Source organism: Myroides phaeus (genome assembly GCF_009799805.1).
Lineage (GTDB): Bacteria > Bacteroidota > Bacteroidia > Flavobacteriales > Flavobacteriaceae > Flavobacterium > Flavobacterium phaeum_A.
Map to the genome: position 1 here is coordinate 1,951,808 of NZ_CP047050.1, position 18,425 is coordinate 1,970,232.

17 protein-coding genes and 1 tRNA gene are annotated in these 18,425 nt (G+C 38.8%); 6 read left to right on the forward strand and 12 right to left on the reverse strand.

Going from position 1 to position 18,425, the window contains the following annotated elements; all coding sequences use genetic code 11:
* Positions 1–95: 95 nt before the first annotated feature.
* From ere(D) to erm(F), 3 genes are all read left to right on the forward strand, one after another.
* Complete coding sequence (ere(D), locus tag GQS07_RS08745; RefSeq protein ID WP_009040233.1) at positions 96–1,322, forward strand: EreD family erythromycin esterase; 1,227 nt, start codon at positions 96–98, stop codon at positions 1,320–1,322.
* Positions 1,323–1,715: 393 nt separating this feature from the next.
* On the forward strand, positions 1,716–2,345 hold the full coding sequence (gene catB, locus GQS07_RS08750) for a type B chloramphenicol O-acetyltransferase (protein ID WP_010256763.1): 630 nt from the start codon (positions 1,716–1,718) through the stop codon (positions 2,343–2,345).
* A 496-nt stretch (positions 2,346–2,841) separates the two neighbouring features.
* A complete protein-coding gene (gene erm(F) / locus GQS07_RS08755; RefSeq protein WP_015431539.1) occupies positions 2,842–3,642 on the forward strand; it encodes a 23S rRNA (adenine(2058)-N(6))-methyltransferase Erm(F) in 801 nt (266 codons plus the stop codon).
* A 202-nt stretch (positions 3,643–3,844) separates the two neighbouring features.
* On the opposite strand, the gene GQS07_RS08760 is transcribed toward erm(F), so the two are convergent.
* The 4 genes from GQS07_RS08760 to GQS07_RS08775 form a co-directional block, all read right to left on the reverse strand.
* Positions 3,845–4,669, reverse strand: coding sequence for a class D beta-lactamase OXA-347 (locus tag GQS07_RS08760; protein ID WP_004295324.1), 825 nt, complete (start codon positions 4,667–4,669; stop codon positions 3,845–3,847).
* A 176-nt stretch (positions 4,670–4,845) separates the two neighbouring features.
* A complete protein-coding gene (locus tag GQS07_RS08765; RefSeq protein WP_158210470.1) occupies positions 4,846–5,634 on the reverse strand; it encodes an APH(3') family aminoglycoside O-phosphotransferase in 789 nt (262 codons plus the stop codon).
* A 191-nt stretch (positions 5,635–5,825) separates the two neighbouring features.
* Positions 5,826–6,272 (reverse strand): NAD(+)--rifampin ADP-ribosyltransferase, encoded by a 447-nt coding sequence (gene arr, locus GQS07_RS08770; protein WP_010257556.1) that lies wholly within the window; start codon positions 6,270–6,272, stop codon positions 5,826–5,828.
* A gap of 9 nt (positions 6,273–6,281) precedes the next feature.
* The gene (locus GQS07_RS08775; RefSeq protein WP_010257559.1) at positions 6,282–6,743 is read right to left on the reverse strand and encodes a MarR family winged helix-turn-helix transcriptional regulator; all 462 of its coding nucleotides are present in this window, start codon (positions 6,741–6,743) and stop codon (positions 6,282–6,284) included.
* Between the two features lie 629 nt (positions 6,744–7,372).
* On the opposite strand from GQS07_RS08775, the gene catB (GQS07_RS08780) reads away from it, so the two are divergent.
* Positions 7,373–8,002 carry a type B chloramphenicol O-acetyltransferase gene (catB, locus tag GQS07_RS08780; protein ID WP_010256763.1) on the forward strand — a complete coding sequence of 210 codons (630 nt, stop codon included), beginning with the start codon at positions 7,373–7,375 and terminating at the stop codon, positions 8,000–8,002.
* A 211-nt stretch (positions 8,003–8,213) separates the two neighbouring features.
* Here catB (GQS07_RS08780) and tet(X) read toward each other — a convergent pair whose 3' ends face one another.
* From tet(X) to GQS07_RS08820, 7 genes are all read right to left on the reverse strand, one after another.
* Positions 8,214–9,350, reverse strand: a complete 1,137-nt coding sequence (gene tet(X) / locus GQS07_RS08785; protein ID WP_396022221.1) for a tetracycline-inactivating monooxygenase Tet(X) — start codon at positions 9,348–9,350, stop codon at positions 8,214–8,216.
* A gap of 23 nt (positions 9,351–9,373) precedes the next feature.
* A complete protein-coding gene (locus GQS07_RS08790) occupies positions 9,374–9,751 on the reverse strand; it encodes a hypothetical protein (protein ID WP_044502095.1) in 378 nt (125 codons plus the stop codon).
* A gap of 570 nt (positions 9,752–10,321) precedes the next feature.
* Positions 10,322–11,815 carry an IS91-like element ISVsa3 family transposase gene (locus GQS07_RS08800; RefSeq protein WP_001120888.1) on the reverse strand — a complete coding sequence of 498 codons (1,494 nt, stop codon included), beginning with the start codon at positions 11,813–11,815 and terminating at the stop codon, positions 10,322–10,324.
* 111 nt (positions 11,816–11,926) lie between these two features.
* Positions 11,927–12,232: a LysR family transcriptional regulator gene (locus tag GQS07_RS08805; RefSeq protein WP_001255015.1), complete on the reverse strand. Its 306-nt coding sequence runs from the start codon at positions 12,230–12,232 to the stop codon at positions 11,927–11,929.
* Positions 12,233–12,259: 27 nt separating this feature from the next.
* Positions 12,260–13,483: a chloramphenicol/florfenicol efflux MFS transporter FloR gene (gene floR / locus GQS07_RS08810; protein WP_014053560.1), complete on the reverse strand. Its 1,224-nt coding sequence runs from the start codon at positions 13,481–13,483 to the stop codon at positions 12,260–12,262.
* On the reverse strand, positions 13,476–14,318 hold the full coding sequence (gene estT / locus GQS07_RS08815) for a macrolide hydrolase EstT (protein WP_229103106.1): 843 nt from the start codon (positions 14,316–14,318) through the stop codon (positions 13,476–13,478). The genes floR and estT overlap by 8 nt, the downstream gene beginning before the upstream one ends.
* A gap of 192 nt (positions 14,319–14,510) precedes the next feature.
* Entirely contained in the window at positions 14,511–15,677 is a 1,167-nt protein-coding gene (locus tag GQS07_RS08820; protein ID WP_008651082.1) for a tetracycline-inactivating monooxygenase Tet(X2), read from the reverse strand.
* A gap of 186 nt (positions 15,678–15,863) precedes the next feature.
* Between GQS07_RS08820 and GQS07_RS08825 the strand changes: the two genes are divergently transcribed.
* Positions 15,864–16,703: a tyrosine-type recombinase/integrase gene (locus GQS07_RS08825; RefSeq protein WP_006260881.1), complete on the forward strand. Its 840-nt coding sequence runs from the start codon at positions 15,864–15,866 to the stop codon at positions 16,701–16,703.
* Positions 16,704–16,787: 84 nt separating this feature from the next.
* Here the strand turns inward: GQS07_RS08825 and GQS07_RS08830 are convergent.
* A tRNA-Ser gene (locus GQS07_RS08830) sits at positions 16,788–16,872 on the reverse strand.
* Positions 16,873–17,399: 527 nt separating this feature from the next.
* Here GQS07_RS08830 and GQS07_RS08835 point away from each other — a divergent pair.
* Positions 17,400–17,831 (forward strand): GNAT family N-acetyltransferase, encoded by a 432-nt coding sequence (locus tag GQS07_RS08835; protein ID WP_158210472.1) that lies wholly within the window; start codon positions 17,400–17,402, stop codon positions 17,829–17,831.
* Positions 17,832–18,425 lie beyond the last annotated feature (594 nt).

The window sequence follows — 18,425 nt, forward strand, 5'->3', positions numbered from 1 at the left end:
GCCTTGGTAATTAAAAATTAAAGTAAATTATTAAATCGTCTTTTTGAGACGGTTGCTATTTGGTACGTTAATTTTTAATTTAAAATAAGGTAATAATGAAAAATATAAAACCCTTAACTTTTCCGTTTAATTCGGAAAATAATACATCCATAAAACAAAGTCTTTTTCGATTTCGAGAATATTTTGATTCTTCTACAATTGTTGGTTTAGGCGAAAACGCACATTTCATAAAAGAGTTTTTTACATTCAGGCATCAAGTTATTGAGTTTTTAGTAACTGAATGTGATTTTGACACCTTGGCATTTGAGTTTGGTTTTTCTGAAGGATTAGAAGTTGATAAGTGGATAAAATCACAAATTCCATTCGACGATTTGGATAAGTTACTGTCACACTTTTATTATCCAAATGAGTTTAAAGATACTTTGCTATGGCTTCGTCGGTATAATCAAGACAATAATAATCAAATTACCTTTTTAGGTGTGGATATTCCTAAAAATGGAGGTTCTTATTTTCCAAACTTTCGTATTGTATCTGATTATTTGCAAAGACTTTCAATCGTTTCTTCTGATGTCTTACAGAAGATTTTAAATCTTGCTGAGAAATTTGATTTCTATTCGACTTCTCAGCTTGCGTTAAATTTATCGCTTTTTGATGAAGCTGAACATAATGAATTAAAAGCATTGCTATTAAAAGTTTACATTCGTTTGATTACTCTTCAACCAAAATTAGAAAGTTTAGAATTTCAATCGATAGTTCATCAAGTTAAAGGCTTGATTTATATGAATTATAATGCTGATGCTATGGAAAGTTTCATTACTGAAAGGGGAATTGAAGGAGATATGGGAGCAAAAGACCAGTATATGGCAGAAAGCATTGATTGGTTTTTGAAAAATTCACTTGGTAAAAAGATTATTTTGGTTGCCCACAATGCTCACATTCAAAAAACTCCGGTAGATTTTGATGGATTTATTAGTTGTTATCCAATGGGGCAAAGACTTTCGATGACTTTTGGAGAAAAATATAAAGCATTTGCAATAACTAATCTACGTGGAGAAACTGCGGCATTGTATCCTGATAATGATTATCAATTTGGCTTTAGGGTTGATAAATTTCCACTTGATTTTCCAGAGTCGGATTCTGTTGAATTTATTATGCAAGAATTTGGAGGAAAAGAATGCTGTTTACTAATGAACAGAAGTACGGAATTAAAAAATTGTAATAAGATTCGATTTGATTCGATGTGCCTAAAAACTGAAATAGAAGAAGCTTTTGACGGAATTTTTCTAATAGAAAAATCAACTGTTTCAGAAGTAGTGGATTGAGAATTTATAAATTTAATTTCGAAACGGCACTTTCTTTTTGGAGGTGCCGTTTTATTCTTTCACATAACGGGAAACGCATTGGCGAAGTGGCGGATAAATTGAACCGAAAGTTCAATTTAGCAGTGACGTAGCCGATGTGTTTCCACAGAAGCTAAATTATTAAAAAAAAGCTGAATGTGGGACACATTCGGCGGAATAAAAAGCACAAAAGTTGAATTTTGAACTTAACCCGCCATTTTGCCAATGCGATGTTATGTGTAGTTTTTTAGTATCTTTGTCAGATGAAATTATCAGATTAGCAAATTTACTTTACGCAACGTATAGGAAGAGAATAGTTTAGTATTATTCTTCGTTTCCTTATTGTCTCTTATTGTAAATTAAATATGTTAAATAATGAAAAATTACTTCGAAAGTCCTTTTAAAGGAAAAATAATCAAAGACCACATAACTAATCCCAATATAATTTCGGGTAAATATTCTTATTATTCTGGTTATTATCACGGTCATTCATTTGACGATTGTGCTCGTTATCTGTTTCCGGACAGGAATGATGTCGATAAACTAATTATCGGTTCTTATTGTTCAATAGGGAGCGGTGCAAGTTTCATAATGGCAGGTAATCAAGGTCATAAATATGATTGGATTTCCAGTTTTCCATTTTTTTATATGTCTGAATTTGATGTTTTCAGTAAAAGCCAAGATGGATTTCAAAAAGCAGGAGATACAGTTGTTGGGAATGATGTTTGGATTGGTAGTGAAGCTATGATAATGCCAGGAGTTCAGATAGGAGATGGAGCTGTTATTGGCAGTCGTGCTTTGGTTACAAAAGATGTTGAACCTTATTCAATTGTAGGGGGAAATCCAGCCAAATTGATAAAAAAGAGATTTAGTGATGATGACATCCAAAAATTGCAGGAAATGAAATGGTGGGAATGGGATGAAGAAACCCTTTTTGAAGCAATGCCAATTCTTTGTTCAAATAAAATCGATTTGTTGTACAAGTTTTTTAGAAAAATGAAATGATAAAAAGAAGGTTCCGAAATTCGGAGCCTTTTTGTTTTAACTGCGTTTGCGGCTAAAATTACACATAACGTTTCTCAGCTATACGCAGGCAGGGATTTTAACCACTGAACTTCCTACGAAGAACTGAACTTCAAATTTACCACTTTCCTGTCTTACGAAGCACGAACCCCCTGCTTGCGTATAGGTGATGTTATGCGGTCGGCTTTCATTTTCTCTTCTTTCTCGTTAATTTGTCAAGCAAAGTTACTAAATTTGCAGTCAAGCAATTTCAATTTTTGAATTATGTATTTCAGCAGACCTTGGACTTCTATCTAAGTGATAGGCAGTCCTGAATAAATTCCAATCAATCTTTTAGGGCAAGACAATCAGTCTATGCTTTGTGTGTGCTGTCATTTTTTTTGATGGCATTGCTTTGTCGTAGTTGCTCTGTCGGGTAATACTGTCTATTCACTTCTCTGTGATTTGAATTCAAGTATTCACCTGTAAGAAGTTACTAATGACAAAAAAGAAATTGCCCGTTCGTTTTACGGGTCAGCACTTTACTATTGATAAAGTGCTAATAAAAGATGCAATAAGACAAGCAAATATAAGTAATCAGGATACGGTTTTAGATATTGGGGCAGGCAAGGGGTTTCTTACTGTTCATTTACTAAAAATCGCCAACAATGTTGTTGCTATTGAAAACGACACAGCTTTGGTTGAACATTTACGAAAATTATTTTCTGATGCCCGAAATGTTCAAGTTGTCGGTTGTGATTTTAGGAATTTTGCAGTTCCGAAATTTCCTTTCAAAGTGGTGTCAAATATTCCTTATGGCATTACTTCCGATATTTTCAAAATCCTGATGTTTGAGAGTCTTGGAAATTTTCTGGGAGGTTCCATTGTCCTTCAGTTAGAACCTACACAAAAGTTATTTTCGAGGAAGCTTTACAATCCATATACCGTTTTCTATCATACTTTTTTTGATTTGAAACTTGTCTATGAGGTAGGTCCTGAAAGTTTCTTGCCACCGCCAACTGTCAAATCAGCCCTGTTAAACATTAAAAGAAAACACTTATTTTTTGATTTTAAGTTTAAAGCCAAATACTTAGCATTTATTTCCTGTCTGTTAGAGAAACCTGATTTATCTGTAAAAACAGCTTTAAAGTCGATTTTCAGGAAAAGTCAGGTCAGGTCAATTTCGGAAAAATTCGGTTTAAACCTTAATGCTCAAATTGTTTGTTTGTCTCCAAGTCAATGGGTAAACTGTTTTTTGGAAATGCTGGAAGTTGTCCCTGAAAAATTTCATCCTTCGTAGTTCAAAGTCGGGTGGTTGTCAAGATGATTTTTTTGGTTTGGTGTCGTCTTTTAAGCTGCCGCATAACGAAAAATGGTAGCCGTAGTTGCCGGATTTACAGCACTTTCGTATCAATTTAGCACTTCGGTTCGTTAAAAGCACCAAAGTATCAAGTTGGCACGAAAGCCGGCAATTATCGGCTACCATATGTTAGTGGCATTTATCATTTCATTATATTCATTTGCTTTAACGCATTTTTTGTTACATTAATTCTCGATGAAATAAAATCATCAACATTCAATCCGTCTGTCGGAATTACATTTGTTGCAAAAAAATAAACATTAGATTTTGTTTCAACATAACCAACAAACCAACCATTATATTTTTCTTCTATCGAACTTAATCCAGTCTTACCGCTTAAAATGTAATTTTCAGTTCGCTCAATTTCCATAATATTTTTGACAATCTTTATTGTCCTATCAGAAATTGGAAATTTTGAAAAATAGAATTTCCTTAAAAAGTCGATTTGTTGTTTTTGAGATATTTTTGAATTTCCTTCAAGCCAAAAATTGTCAATCGTTAAACTGTCAAAAATCATATTTTTATACTCAAATTTTTCTAAATATTCTTTCATTTTAATTGTTCCGATTTTCCTTGCAATTTCCTGATAGCAAGGAACACAGGAAATTCTAAAAGCATCTTTAAATGATAAATCTTTTTCCCAAATATCCATTTTTCTCTGCTCGCCATTCCATTTTAAAATAGTTGTATCATTTTCAATAATGCCTAATTCAACAGCAATTATAGAATTTGGAATTTTGAATGTTGATGCAGGTAATTTTCCGTTTTTAGCCCAATCAAAGTCATTTGAGTAAAAAGTATTCTTGTCGTTATCATAAATTAGAATTGAACCATTTACTTGAAAACTATCTAAAATTTTGTCAAAATCAGAAATTTCTGTTTCAATTATGTTTTTATTCGTTGTTGTGTTACAGCAAACAAATAAAAATATCATTGAAATAAAAACTACAAATAAAATATTTTTCATTTATTGTCTAATTATCGTTTGTTTTTGTTGCCACTAACGGTTACGTATTGGCGATGGTGGGGCATTTGAAAAACGTCAGCCCAACATTTGCACTAATGCCCGATAGAAGCACAAATGTTGAATTTATAACTATCAGCCCCACTATTGCCAATACGATGTTGGTGGCTGGGCTTCTTTCAAAAGAACTCGTCTAATAATATATAAAACTCTATTTTATTTTTGTTTGGCTTATCAAGTCCATATACCTTGTAAAATATGTCAACCATTTCTGGTCTAAAATTATCTCGTATGTTTCTAACAGCAAGTGCAATATCTTGATATTTATCTGTTATACCTCCATTGCCAATGTCTATAAAACCACTTAAGTTATGATTGTCAAAAATTAAGTTGTCAAAACAGTAATCTCCGTGTGTAAACACTAATTCATAGTCTGATGGCTTTATGCTTAATAATTTCACAAATAGTTCTTCGGGGCTGTAAGTTTGATTTTCGGGTTGTAAGTCTGTAAGATCAATTAACCCACTATCTAAATTAAATCTTGCTTTTGAAATTTTCAAGTCAAGGTGTTGAACCAACGCAGTATTGTCAATTTTCAAAGAATGAAGTTTTTTCAATGATATTGCATATTGCTTAATAATTTCTTCAGTTTCTATTTTATCAAAATAATATTCAAGAGTTTTTCCTTGCAGTTCCGTCATACATAACAATTCAAAGTCGCTTAATTGTTCATAAAAAATAATCTTAGGAACTGGAATTTTTCCGTCAAGCCATAAATAATTTTGATAATCGTATTTGAGGTTTACATTATGGTTACTATAAATTTGTTTTTTGAGAATAAAACTCTTTGATTCATCTGTCGTAACCCTGAACAATTCAGCATTTGTTGAACCACCTGAAATTTGTGTGGTAGTATAATTTCCAAAATATTTGTCAAGTTGATTTTTTACGTCTTTACTGATGTCCATTTGCTGTGTCTTTTAGCCTTGCCACCAACGGTTTGGGTATTTGCGATGGCACGGCATTTGAAAACCGTCAGCCGAAAATATGCACAAAAGTTGATAGTAGTACAAATGTTCAATTACTTCCGTCAGTCGTGCTATTGCAAATACCATGTTAGCGGGTCGTTGTTCTATGTCAAATAATAATTGTTTATTCATTAGTCTATAATAACATTCTTCCCTTGTTCTCTAAGTTTTTCCAGTCCATCTTTCATAGCTTTAATCTCTTCAAGGGTATGTCCGTGCCAACCGGTTACTTCTCCAACAACTTTAAAAGGATGTTTCGAACGATAGGATTTTGTGGGATTACCAGGAAATTTTTTGTCCGTTACGTTGGGGTCATCTTCTATGTCGCCTGTTGCTTCTACTAAATAAATCCTTTCACGTCCGTTGCCCAAAGCAAGTTCTGCTCCTAATATTGCAGTATTCAGTGTAGCCGAAACATAAATATGCTTTAATATTCTGTTTTCTTCATAATTACTGTTGAAACCTACTTGAATGAAATCGCCAATTTTCAAGTCAGCCTTTGTTCCGTGAAAATAGGTTTGAGCAAACGGTGTAGGAATATGAAGTACGGCTTTATCTTCTATTTTGGTTGTGTTCATAGTTATTTCTTATTGTTTCTCGTTTACTTTTTCAATTTCTTTATTCATCAACTCCAATGCTTTGTGGAAGTATTTTTCTAAAATGTTTAATTCATCACTATTGAATGACACAAAAAGGTCGTGTGTTTTGTTTTGGTAGTTACTATAAAATGGTGTAACCAACTTTGTTATTCTATCAATATTGGGAACTATGATTATTTTCCGCCTGTCAGTTTTGTCGGGCTGTCTTTTTACGAGTTTTTTGTTTTCAAACCGGTCTATTAGCCCTGTAACCGAACCTGTTGTTAACCCTGTAAGTAGGGCAAGTTCACCTGCTGTCATTTGACCTTTTTGAATTAAGAAACCTAAATATTTATGGTCAGTGCCAGTCAGTCCAATTTTTCTACCAATGCTTTCGTGCATTTGAATAGATGTGTAGGCATAAAGTTGGCTCAATTTCCTTAAGTTGATGATTTTTTCTTTGACAGGCATAAATCTTGTTAACCATTTATCTTGACAACAAAGATAATATATTTTTTTGGTAGTTACCTAAAATGTTTGATTCAAAATTTAAGGATAGTTGATTTTGGTTTGTCTGTCAGGGATGGGTGTCGCTCTACAATGCCCGCTAATGGCTCGGCGAATTGGCGAAGTAGCGAAGCTGTATCGAAGATACAAAAGCGGAGCTATTTAGCCAAGTCGCTTGTTGTAAGCAGTCCGCGAAGCGGCGGCTTACGGCAAGCGACGTAAGTCGCCGAGCCATTGTTAGCAAGGAGCGCAGCGGATTGCTAACAACGGGAAACGCATTGGCGAAGTGGCGGATAAATTGAACCGAAAGTTCAATTTAGCAGTGACGTAGCCGATGTGTTTCCACAGAAGCTAAATTATTAAAAAAAAGCTGAATGTGGGACACATTCGGCGGAATAAAAAGCACAAAAGTTGAATTTTGAACTTAACCCGCCATTTTGCCAATGCGATGTTATGTGTAGTTTTTTAGTATCTTTGTCAGATGAAATTATCAGATTAGCAAATTTACTTTACGCAACGTATAGGAAGAGAATAGTTTAGTATTATTCTTCGTTTCCTTATTGTCTCTTATTGTAAATTAAATATGTTAAATAATGAAAAATTACTTCGAAAGTCCTTTTAAAGGAAAAATAATCAAAGACCACATAACTAATCCCAATATAATTTCGGGTAAATATTCTTATTATTCTGGTTATTATCACGGTCATTCATTTGACGATTGTGCTCGTTATCTGTTTCCGGACAGGAATGATGTCGATAAACTAATTATCGGTTCTTATTGTTCAATAGGGAGCGGTGCAAGTTTCATAATGGCAGGTAATCAAGGTCATAAATATGATTGGATTTCCAGTTTTCCATTTTTTTATATGTCTGAATTTGATGTTTTCAGTAAAAGCCAAGATGGATTTCAAAAAGCAGGAGATACAGTTGTTGGGAATGATGTTTGGATTGGTAGTGAAGCTATGATAATGCCAGGAGTTCAGATAGGAGATGGAGCTGTTATTGGCAGTCGTGCTTTGGTTACAAAAGATGTTGAACCTTATTCAATTGTAGGGGGAAATCCAGCCAAATTGATAAAAAAGAGATTTAGTGATGATGACATCCAAAAATTGCAGGAAATGAAATGGTGGGAATGGGATGAAGAAACCCTTTTTGAAGCAATGCCAATTCTTTGTTCAAATAAAATCGATTTGTTGTACAAGTTTTTTAGAAAAATGAAATGATAAAAAGAAGGTTCCGAAATTCGGAGCCTTTTTGTTTTAACTGCGTTTGCGGCTAAAATTACACATAACGTTTGGCAAATTGGCGATGGAGCCGACTTTTAGCACAAATGTTGAATAGAATTACTAATCTTCAACATTGCACAAAAGTTCAATAGAAGTACTTCACCGGCTCTATTGCCAATTTGTTTGTTATGTGCCGTTTTATTCCATTTTATACATTTAACAATTGCTGAAACGTAAAGTCGGGTTTAAACATTTCAATTTCGTTTTGAGTTGATTCTTCTTGTGCTTCTTTGCCATAAGCAAACATTTGCTGTTCATAATTTTCAATAGCCTCTTCAATGCTGTTAAATTTCCCATTGGTCAGATTATCCGACAATATCAAGGCATCCATCAACCCACTGTTTACGCCTTGTCCTGCAAAAGGAGGCATCAAATGAGCAGCATCTCCAATCATCGTTATGGGTAATGGACGCTTACTTTTCCAAGACTTATCTAAGGGAAATATTCGTGTCGCTAACCCTACAAAAGATGATGTCAAACGAATCAGTTCTTTGTAGCGTTCGTCCCAATCGGAAAATTTTTTCAGGAGAAAATCAACGACACTATTTCTGTCTTGAAAATCTACCCGCGTTTTGCTTTTCCATTCATCAGGTGTTTTAAAACTTATTCCAAAATGCAATGCACCATTATTATTAGGATTCGCAAATAATAAATTACCTTGATGAGCAGCCATTAGCCGGTTTCCATTGCAAAGCTGAAAAAATCCAGGACAGTTCACCTCCGGTTGATGAATATCGGCTTGTATATTGAAAGTACCTGTTTCTTCAACTTCCGTGTCGGTAACAAATTTTCTTACTTTAGACATTCCACCATTGGCAATAATAACCAGATCTGCTGTTTCACTCGATTTATCCTCAAAAGTTAGTATCCACTTCTCCTTATCAGGTTCAAGGGTAACAAGTTTTCTATCCCAAATGACGGTATCATTTTGTAAACTATTTAATAGGATAGTCCTTAAGTCATTTCTGTTTATTTCAGGATTGTCAAAACGATTTTCGGGTCTTACATTTTTTGTGGTTAAAATATTGCCCTTTTCATCAACAATATTTACACCCATTGGTAAAGCTAAGTCATAATAAGTTTGTAACAATCCCGCTCTTTTCATTGCTTCCTGTCCCGAATCCCTGTGCAGATCAAGTGTCCCACCAAAAATCCTTGCATCTTGGTCTTTGTCTCTCTCGTAAACTGTAATGTCCACGCCGTTTTGCTGTAACAATCTCGCCATTGTTAATCCAACAGGCCCGGCACCAATTATTGTAATTTTTTTATGTTTTAGTAAAGTCATATTCTTGTTCGCTGGTTTTAATGTCAACTAATGTCTGTCAATTTAATCACTTTGTTTTTTTTAAATTCAAACACGGATTTTCCTGATAACTTTAGCTTTTGCCCTTTTTTTAAGCCGTTCGGAAAGTCAATTGCTAAAATTGCTGTATAATCAATTTCTATTTCAGTGCTGTTGTCAAAATGCCTAAACGATTTAACTGTCTGTGTTCTCTTTGCAAAGTATGTTTTTGCTGTTTCTGCCTGTTGTTTAAACGCTGTTAACCCTTTCAGCGATAAACTTATATCATTATTTTGAATGTTTTCAAAAACAATATTATCGTCAAGGTCTGCAACCATTTTTTTGATATCAAATTGGTTGTATCCATCGATGTAGTTATTGATGATGTTTACTCTGTCGGTCATATTTTGTAATTATTTATCGGTTACATATTGGTGTTGTCTGTAGGTTGTTCTACGATAATTGCCAACTTTTAACTTCTATACGAAGGAACATGTTGGGATACTTGAACTTTCGATTTAGCGCCAACACGAGCAAACCGAAGTTAGCACCTACTCTCTATTCAGCATATTTTTTAAAAATACTTGTGGCAATGTGTCCGCCAAAACCAAAAGTATTACTCATTGCGTAATTCACTTGCCGTTGTTGTGATTGGTGTAACGTCAAGTTAAATATATCCCTATATTCAGGTTCAATATCTACCGAATTGATTGTTGGCGGAACAATGTTATTCTGAACAACGTATAGGAAGAATAAACGCCCTTTTCACCCAAGTCCAACAGCTTTGGACCGCAGTTGACTCTTTCGACACCCCTGCGATGCAACCCAATCCGGCTGACGGGGAGCCAGCAACGCTGAAAATTTACCCTCCTCTTTCCCACTAGCGGCTCCTTTTCCGACAACCAGCACGGCGGATCCCTGCCGCGGCGCTGTGAACGCAGCATTTTGATTGGTATCGTTGGCCTTCAGGCTCGTCAGTCAAACAGACCCAGGAGCAGCTCAGCCGGTGGCGCCCGGCTTTCGGGTAACGCCCTGGTCCCGCTGGTTTCGGCTTTGTGCTTCAGGTGATCAAGGATCTGCTTGATCACTATAGGGTCTTCAATGCAGGCGATGACTTTCATGGCGCCGCCGCAGCCGCTGCAGGTCTCGATGTCGATATTGAAAACACGCTTGAGCCGTTGCGCCCATGTCATCGACGCTCGCCGTTGTGCTGGTGTTGCCGGTTCATCAGCCACCCTGACCTTGTTGCCCCTGCCCCGTTTTGCCGGCGTGACCAACGCCCGGTGCCGACTGTTGGGTGCGAACACCCCGTGGAAGCGGGTTAGGTTGACTCTGGGCTTCGGTACCAGGGCGGCCAGCCTTGCAATGAAATCCAATGGTTCGAAAATGACGTGCGTGGTGCCGTCCCGGTACGGCGTCTTGAGCTGGTAGCGCACGTTGCCGCCTCGTGTTAACGACAGCCGCTTCTCGGATACCGCCGGGCGGCTGATGTACCGGCACAGCCGTTCGAGCTTCTTGCGTTCATCGGCCCTGGCCGCCACGCCGGCGTGCAGGCTGGACCCGGCTACCTTGCCAATCCCGTCACCGAACGGATCACCACTGGTCGGCAGAGTTTGCAAAGTGAACACCTTTCGCCCCGCCTGTGAACCGACAGCGATACGGTAAGTGATCGAGTGCCCCAGCAGGGGTGTCATCGGGTCGTCATCCACCGCATCCGAGGCCAGATAGCTGTTTTCGACATCCCGTTCCAGCAGGCCTTGCCGTTCCAGATAGCGACCCACCCGGTGGGCGATGGTGTGCGTCAGCTGGGTGAGCTCTGGGCTGGTCGGCGCCTTGACCCAGCGGAAACGCGCTGAGCCGTGGGATTGCTCGACATACACACCGTCGAGAAACAGCATGTGGAAGTGAACATTCAGATTGAGCGCCGATCCAAAACGCTGGATCAGGGTGACCGCGCCCGTCTTGGCCACTTGGTGGGTATGGCCCGCTTTCTTGACCAGGTGCGTGGCAATGACGCGGTAAACGATGCCCAGCACCCACCCCATGATCTCGGGCCGGCTGGCAAACAGGAAACGCAGCTGAAACGGGAAGCTCAACACCCACTGACGCATGGGTTGTTCAGGCAGTACTTCATCAACCAGCAAGGCGGCACTTTCGGCCATCCGCCGCGCCCCACAGCTCGGGCAGAAACCGCGACGCTTACAGCTGAAAGCGACCAGGTGCTCGGCGTGGCAAGACTCGCAGCGAACCCGTAGAAAGCCATGCTCCAGCCGCCCGCATTGGAGAAATTCTTCAAATTCCCGTTGCACATAGCCCGGCAATTCCTTTCCCTGCTCTGCCATAAGCGCAGCGAATGCCGGGTAATACTCGTCAACGATCTGATAGAGAAGGGTTTGCTCGGGTCGGTGGCTCTGGTAACGACCAGTATCCCGATCCCGGCTGGCCGTCCTGGCCGCCACATGAGGCATGTTCCGCGTCCTTGCAATACTGTGTTTACATACAGTCTATCGCTTAGCGGAAAGTTCTTTTACCCTCAGCCGAAATGCCTGCCGTTGCTAGACATTGCCAGCCAGTGCCCGTCACTCCGCGGTCTTCACTGCGTGATCGAGTTGATCGACACCCGCCGTGACACGCTCCATGAAGTGCCTGCCTGCGTCTGTTAGCCGAACGCCCCGCGCATGGCGCTCAAATAGCAGGACACCAAGGTTATCCTCCAGCGCTTTCACACGCGCGCTGACGCTCGACTGGCTGATACCAAGTGCCTTGGCCGCATGCCGAAAATTCAGATGCTCGGCGACGGCGATGAACTGAACAAGGGAAATGAGCGGTATCCTGCCAGACAGGATACCGACATTCACGAGGTTTCGATGGTTAGTGCGCCGCATCGGAGCGGGCCTGCTACCAGTCGTCGGTTAGACGACTGGCGACTTCTCGGTGGCAGCCCCACGGAGCCGAAGGAGCACCAGCCCCAACGAAACCAGTACCGCCATCGCCGTGGCGTAACAGATCACGGGCCACGCTGTGTCACCGTTTAAAAGTGCCACCGCCAATGTCCCGACAATGCTGACTATCAGGCTTTGAACGCAGAAGTAGAACGCGACCGCTGATCCCGCGATGTCGTCGAACTCTGCCAAAGCGCCGTTCGCGGTAACGGACACCGTGAAGACAATACCGACCGCGACAACCCACATCGGTAGGATGAAGGTGAGGAATGACGGCGAGCCGTAAAGTTCGCCGATCCCCAACAGGACCGCTCCGCAAACAAGCAACGCCATCCCACGCGCCACGCATCCTGCGATGCCCCATCTGGCGACAAAGGACTTCGCGAAACGGGTTGTCACGATCATTACAAGCGCGACAGTGGCGAAGGCAAAGCTGAATCCGATCTCGGAATATTCCGCTTGGCCTATGAGCACACGGGGAGCCGTCGAGAAGAAGACGAAGTAGGTGCCCATACCGGCGCTAAAGCCGACAGTGTAAACCCAAAAAGCCGGACTCGCGAAGATCGGCAAGACAGATCGGCGCGTCTTGACTTGATCCAGAGGGCGGGTTTCGTGCCACCTGAAACCCGCATTTAGGAGTGCGAGCATCGCCAGTATAGCCAAAGTAATGAATATCGCCTGCCATCCCAAGAACTCGCCGATCAATACTCCGGCGATAGGGCCGAGCGCAGGCACGAACGCCAGCATCGAACTGAAAAGGCCGTAGATGACGACACCCTCAGGACGGTTGGCATAAACGTCGCGAACCGTCGCGAACGTCGCCACCAGCATGGCCGACGCGCCCACTGCTTGAAGTAGACGGAAAGCGACAAAGGCCGGTGCAGTTGAAGACCAAGCTGCTCCCAGAGACGCAATGACGAAAGCCGTTGCGCCCGCAAGTAGAATTGGCCGTCGCCCGATTCTGTCTGAGAGCGGACCAAAAATCACCTGGCCCACGCCGAGCATCACCATATAGAGGCTCAACGTGAGTTGGATCATAGCGGGCGTCGTGTTCAGGATGCCGGGCATCGCTGGAACGACAGGGAGATAAATATCCATCGCCAGTGAAGCGAGGATGTCGAAAGGAGCCATCAGCAGCAGTGCTGCCGGCAGCGTATAGGCCCACGCGGGGCGTTGTTTTTGTTTATCAGTCATTTATGTGTTTTTCTATTCCATCAATAATTGATTTCCAATCATCAACGTGTAATTCGTGTCCTGTACCTTCAAGGGTGATTAGATTTGAACCTTTTATTTTTTCTTGTAAAAAACCTGCATTCTTATAATGCCAAATTTTGTCGTCTGTTCCGTGGATAATTAAGGTGGGTTGTTTGATTTCGTTTAATCTGTTCCAATATTCTTCACCACCTTGCAATGCAGCGTGATTGAACATACTTATATAATTGTTGGCTCTATTGAACTCAGCTCTTATCAGTTTTTCACTTCTTTGTTTGTCAAATTGTTTCTTGCCACTCATTAATTCTGCACCCTGAATTAAATAGTTTACCACACTGTCTTCATTTGTCCAATTGACTGTACCTGCTTTACTATGGAAATCTAAAATACTCGTGTCCATTTCAGGTATAGTTGGGTCTGAGTCTCCCCAAGGGCCTGATGACATAAGAGTTAAGGAGTTAACTCTGTCGGCAAACTTTATTGATGCTATTTGAGAAATTAGTCCGCCCAAAGAAATCCCCACAAAATGTGCTTTGTCAATCTTGTAGCCATCCAATATTGAAATAGCGTCATTAGTTAAGTCAACAATATCGTATGGAGTAGAACCTGGTTCATAATTAGTGGATTTTCCTACATCTCTGTTGTCGTAACGAATAACAAAAAATCCTTTTTCAGATAATTGTTGGCAAAATTCAGTGTCCCAATACAGCATTGATACGGTTGCACCTGCTACCAAAAGGATTGCTGGATTTTTCTTATTTCCAAAACTTTCCGTACAGAGTTCAATGCCGTTTGTTTTAATTATTTTCTCTTTCATTTCTGTTTTCCTTTGTTTGCAACTGATTATTATCAGTCCTAAAATTAATATCCAAAGTAGTTTTTTTTTCATTTATCAATGTTTAACTGTTATGCTGGTATCTTTCACAATGCCCGCTAACATCTGTTTTAACGAAACGAATATACGGAAAATTTCGCTTAACCAACCCTTTATGTGCCGTTTTATTCCATTTTATACATTTAACAATTGCTGAAACGTAAAGTCGGGTTTAAACATTTCAATTTCGTTTTGAGTTGATTCTTCTTGTGCTTCTTTGCCATAGATAAACATTTGCTGTTCATAATTTTTAACAGCCTCTTCAATGCTATTAAATTTTCCATCGGCTAGATTATCAGACAATATCAAGGCATCCACCAACCCACTATTTACTCCCTGCCCTGCAAAAGGCGGCATCAAATGTGCGGCATCCCCAATCATTGTTATGGGTAATGGGCGCTTGCTTTTCCAAGGCTTTTCTAAAGGAAATATCCGTGTAGCCAATCCTACAAATGACAACGTCGTATGAATCAATTCTTTGTAGCGTTCGTCCCAATCGGAAAATTCTTTCAGAAGAAAATCAACGACACTATTTCTGTTTTGAAAATCTACCTGCGTTTGGTTTTTCCATTCATCAGGTGTTTTAAAACTTATTCCAAAATGCAATGCACCATTATTATTGGGGTTAGCAAATAATAAATTACCTTGGTGAGATGCCATTAGCCGGTTTCCATTGCATAGCTGAAAAAATCCAGGACAGTTTATCTCTGGTTGATGAATATCGGCTTGTATATTGAAAGTACCTGTTTCTTCAACTTCCGTGTCGGTAACAAATTTTCTTACCTTGGACATCCCGCCATTGGCAAGAATAACCAAATCTGCTGTTTCACTCGGTTTATTCTCAAAAGTTAGTGTCCACTTCTTCTTACCAGGTTCAAGCATAACAAGTTTTCTATCCCAAATAACCGTGTCGTTTTCTAAACTATTCAACAAGATAGCCCTTAAGTCATTTCTGTTTATTTCAGGATTGTCAAATCGATTTTCGGGCTTTACATTTTTTGTGGATAAAATATTGCCTTTTTCATCAGCAATATTTACACCCATTGGTAAGGCTAAGTCATAATAAGTTTGTAACAATCCCGCTTTTTTCATTGCTTCCTGACCTGAACCTTTGTGTAGGTCAAGGGTTCCACCAAAAATTCTTGCCTCTCGGTCGTTGTCTCTTTCGTAAACTGAAACGTCTATGCCGTTTTGCTGTAATAATTTTGCCATAGTCAGTCCAACGGGTCCACCACCAATTATTGCAACGTTCTTATCACTAAGTAAATTCATTTGTTTGTCTGTATCTATTCGCATTGTCATTCAAAAATGGCACATAACATTGTTATTTCACGAAATAAAACACGGTGTAGTTTCGTAAAATAACACCTATATGCGCATTTCGTAAAATCTGTTGCTAATATAATTACTTTTTTGTAAATTAGATACTTAGTAAGTTATTTTTTGTGGATAGCGAAACAAAATAGGTTAAATTAGATTTATTTAAGTATGGATAGCGAAACAATATTAAAAACCTTACACGACCGATTGCAAGTGCAACGCTACGCCAATAATACCATAAAATCGTATTGTGGTTATGCACAAATATTCTTAGAGTATATGAATAAATATCGTACGCTCAACGAAATACCTATTGCTGAAATAGAGGGTTTTATTAATGAAAAAGTATTTCAAGACAATATTAGTGCATCTTATCAACGCTCTTTAGTTGGGGCAATTAAGAAGATTTATGAGTTGGTCAATAATCAATCGATAGAGTTAAATTATTTATATCCTAAACGAAAATCAACCCAACTGCCTACTTTCTTTTCTCAAGAAGAAGTGAGAAAAATATTAAATGCTACAGAAAATTTAAAGCATAAAGCAATTCTTACCACTATTTACAGTTGTGGATTACGCTTAAGTGAGTTAATAAATCTTAAACTAACCGATGTAAAATCCGACAGTAATTTACTATTAATACAACAAAGCAAAGGGAATAAAGATAGGCTAGTAGCTTTACCTGATAAGTTATTAAGTTTGTTGCGAGAATATTATATTGAATATAAACCCAAAATATTTTTATTTGAAGGAACTAATGATGAGCAATACAGCGAAAGAAGTGTTCAGTTAGTTTTGAAAAAGTCAATGAAAAAAGCCAATATTGTAACAAAAGGCAGTGTGCATACTTTGCGTCATTCATACGCCACACATTTAATAAAAAGCGGAATTGACATTCGGGTTGTACAAGAATTATTAGGGCATAGTGATATTAGAACAACCATGATTTACACTCATATTACAGATGTAGATAAGAAATCGACACCAAGTCCATTAGATTTTTTGTAACCTAAATTAAAAAACCCAACTTTACATTTTTGGGTGTAAAATTGGGTGTTTATGCTTTAACTGATTAAGTATCAGTGTTTATTGCGGAGAAAGAGGGATTCGAACCCCCGGACCTGTTACAGTCAACAGTTTTCAAGACTGCCGCATTCGACCACTCTGCCATTTCTCCGGTCGTATACAGTTGTTCTGTATTGCGAGTGCAAAGATAGCACAAATGTGATACGTGTCAAGGGTTCAGCTGTAATTTTTTGAATAAAAAATGCAGTGTTTCTCTTAACTTATTTACAATGATAGTTTTATGATGTGAAAAAAAATGTACTTTTTTTTGAAATAATTGTGCGCCATCTACTTTTTGGCGAATTTTACAACATAAATAAGATTGCGGAGGAGTAAAGATTAATCAACACAAGGTTTGTTATCTTTCTACATCCACTGTTTTTAATAGGCTTGAACCCCAGTTTATCTCTGTTTATGGCAATTATAACTCCGTAATCTTGCAGTACTAAATGCAATCATAGCTCATCTCTGTTTATAGCGATTATAACTCCGTAATCTTGCAGTACTAAATGCAATCATAGCTCATCTCTGTTTATCCCCTTGTAGATTGTATTACAAATTTATGTGTGTGCTATGCGGTTATAAGCAAAAGAAGAATGATTTTTGTGTTTTATATAGTGTAAATCAAAATCGATAGGGATGATAAGAAAAGTAAAGGTAGGGGATTACCCAAGGTTGATGGAAATATGGGAGAGTGCGGTTGTAAATACACACGACTTTCTGCATAAAGAGGATTTTGAATACTATAAAGCAAATATTCCAACGTATTTTCAATATGTAAATTTGTATGCACTTGAGAATGCAAGTGGCGTATTGGTTGGGTTTATGGGAATTGCGGAAGAGAGCTTGGAGATGTTGTTTATTGATAACGCATATAGGGGACAAGGCGTAGGCAAGCAGTTGCTTAGGTATGCTGTGGAGCAAATGAACGTTTCTAAAGTAGATGTGAATGAACAAAACACACAAGGGGTTGGTTTTTACCTGCATTGTGGATTTACACAGATCGGTCGTTCTGAACAGGATGACCAGGGTAAGGCGTATCCAATCTTACATCTTGCCTTGTTAAAGTAAATGCTAATACACTTATAGTTGTAGGCTCTACATTATACGGTATCTACACAAGGCAATGCATTTATACGTGTTGCCTAATCTCAATAGAGAGATTCTCATAAATGGGAATCTATACAAGGCAATGCATCTACACGTGTTGCCTAATCTCAATAGAAAGATTCTCATAAACGGGCATCTACACAAGGCAATGCATTTATACGTGTTGCTTAATCTCAATAGGGGCATTCATCTAAACGGGTATCTACACAAGGCAATGCACTTATACGTGTTGCCTAATCTCAATAGAGAGATTCTCATAAATGGGAATCTATACAAGGCAATGTACTTATGATCGTTGCTTATCTCAATAGCGATGTACTGATGCTTGTTGTTTTATCACAAAGAGTGATGTGCTTATAAACGTTTATCTACAAAAAGCAAGGCATATACTCGTTATACAGCAAAAGGAATACATCATTAATCGGTTTTTTAACGTCAATATTCCCTGTTCTTAGTACAAAAGAGGGAAATCTACCGTTTATTGGTGGAATTTCAAGCATATTGCTGTCAGCGTTAGACTGACGAAATGGGCTGTAATTAATGAAGTAATAGTAA

Coding starts and splice junctions, on each gene's coding strand:
- GQS07_RS08800 (WP_001120888.1), bottom strand. CDS start 11,815: ATGCCTCATGTGGCGGCCAGGACGGCCAGCCGGGATCGGGATACTGGT.
- floR (WP_014053560.1), bottom strand. CDS start 13,483: ATGACTGATAAACAAAAACAACGCCCCGCGTGGGCCTATACGCTGCCG.
- arr (WP_010257556.1), bottom strand. CDS start 6,272: ATGAACACAACCAAAATAGAAGATAAAGCCGTACTTCATATTCCTACA.
- GQS07_RS08775 (WP_010257559.1), bottom strand. CDS start 6,743: ATGCCTGTCAAAGAAAAAATCATCAACTTAAGGAAATTGAGCCAACTT.
- GQS07_RS08790 (WP_044502095.1), bottom strand. CDS start 9,751: ATGACCGACAGAGTAAACATCATCAATAACTACATCGATGGATACAAC.
- GQS07_RS08805 (WP_001255015.1), bottom strand. CDS start 12,232: ATGCGGCGCACTAACCATCGAAACCTCGTGAATGTCGGTATCCTGTCT.
- estT (WP_229103106.1), bottom strand. CDS start 14,318: ATGAAAGAGAAAATAATTAAAACAAACGGCATTGAACTCTGTACGGAA.
- GQS07_RS08765 (WP_158210470.1), bottom strand. CDS start 5,634: ATGGACATCAGTAAAGACGTAAAAAATCAACTTGACAAATATTTTGGA.
- GQS07_RS08825 (WP_006260881.1), top strand. CDS start 15,864: ATGGATAGCGAAACAATATTAAAAACCTTACACGACCGATTGCAAGTG.
- GQS07_RS08820 (WP_008651082.1), bottom strand. CDS start 15,677: ATGACAATGCGAATAGATACAGACAAACAAATGAATTTACTTAGTGAT.
- GQS07_RS08835 (WP_158210472.1), top strand. CDS start 17,400: ATGATAAGAAAAGTAAAGGTAGGGGATTACCCAAGGTTGATGGAAATA.
- GQS07_RS08760 (WP_004295324.1), bottom strand. CDS start 4,669: ATGAAAAATATTTTATTTGTAGTTTTTATTTCAATGATATTTTTATTT.
- catB (WP_010256763.1), top strand. CDS start 7,373: ATGAAAAATTACTTCGAAAGTCCTTTTAAAGGAAAAATAATCAAAGAC.
- catB (WP_010256763.1), top strand. CDS start 1,716: ATGAAAAATTACTTCGAAAGTCCTTTTAAAGGAAAAATAATCAAAGAC.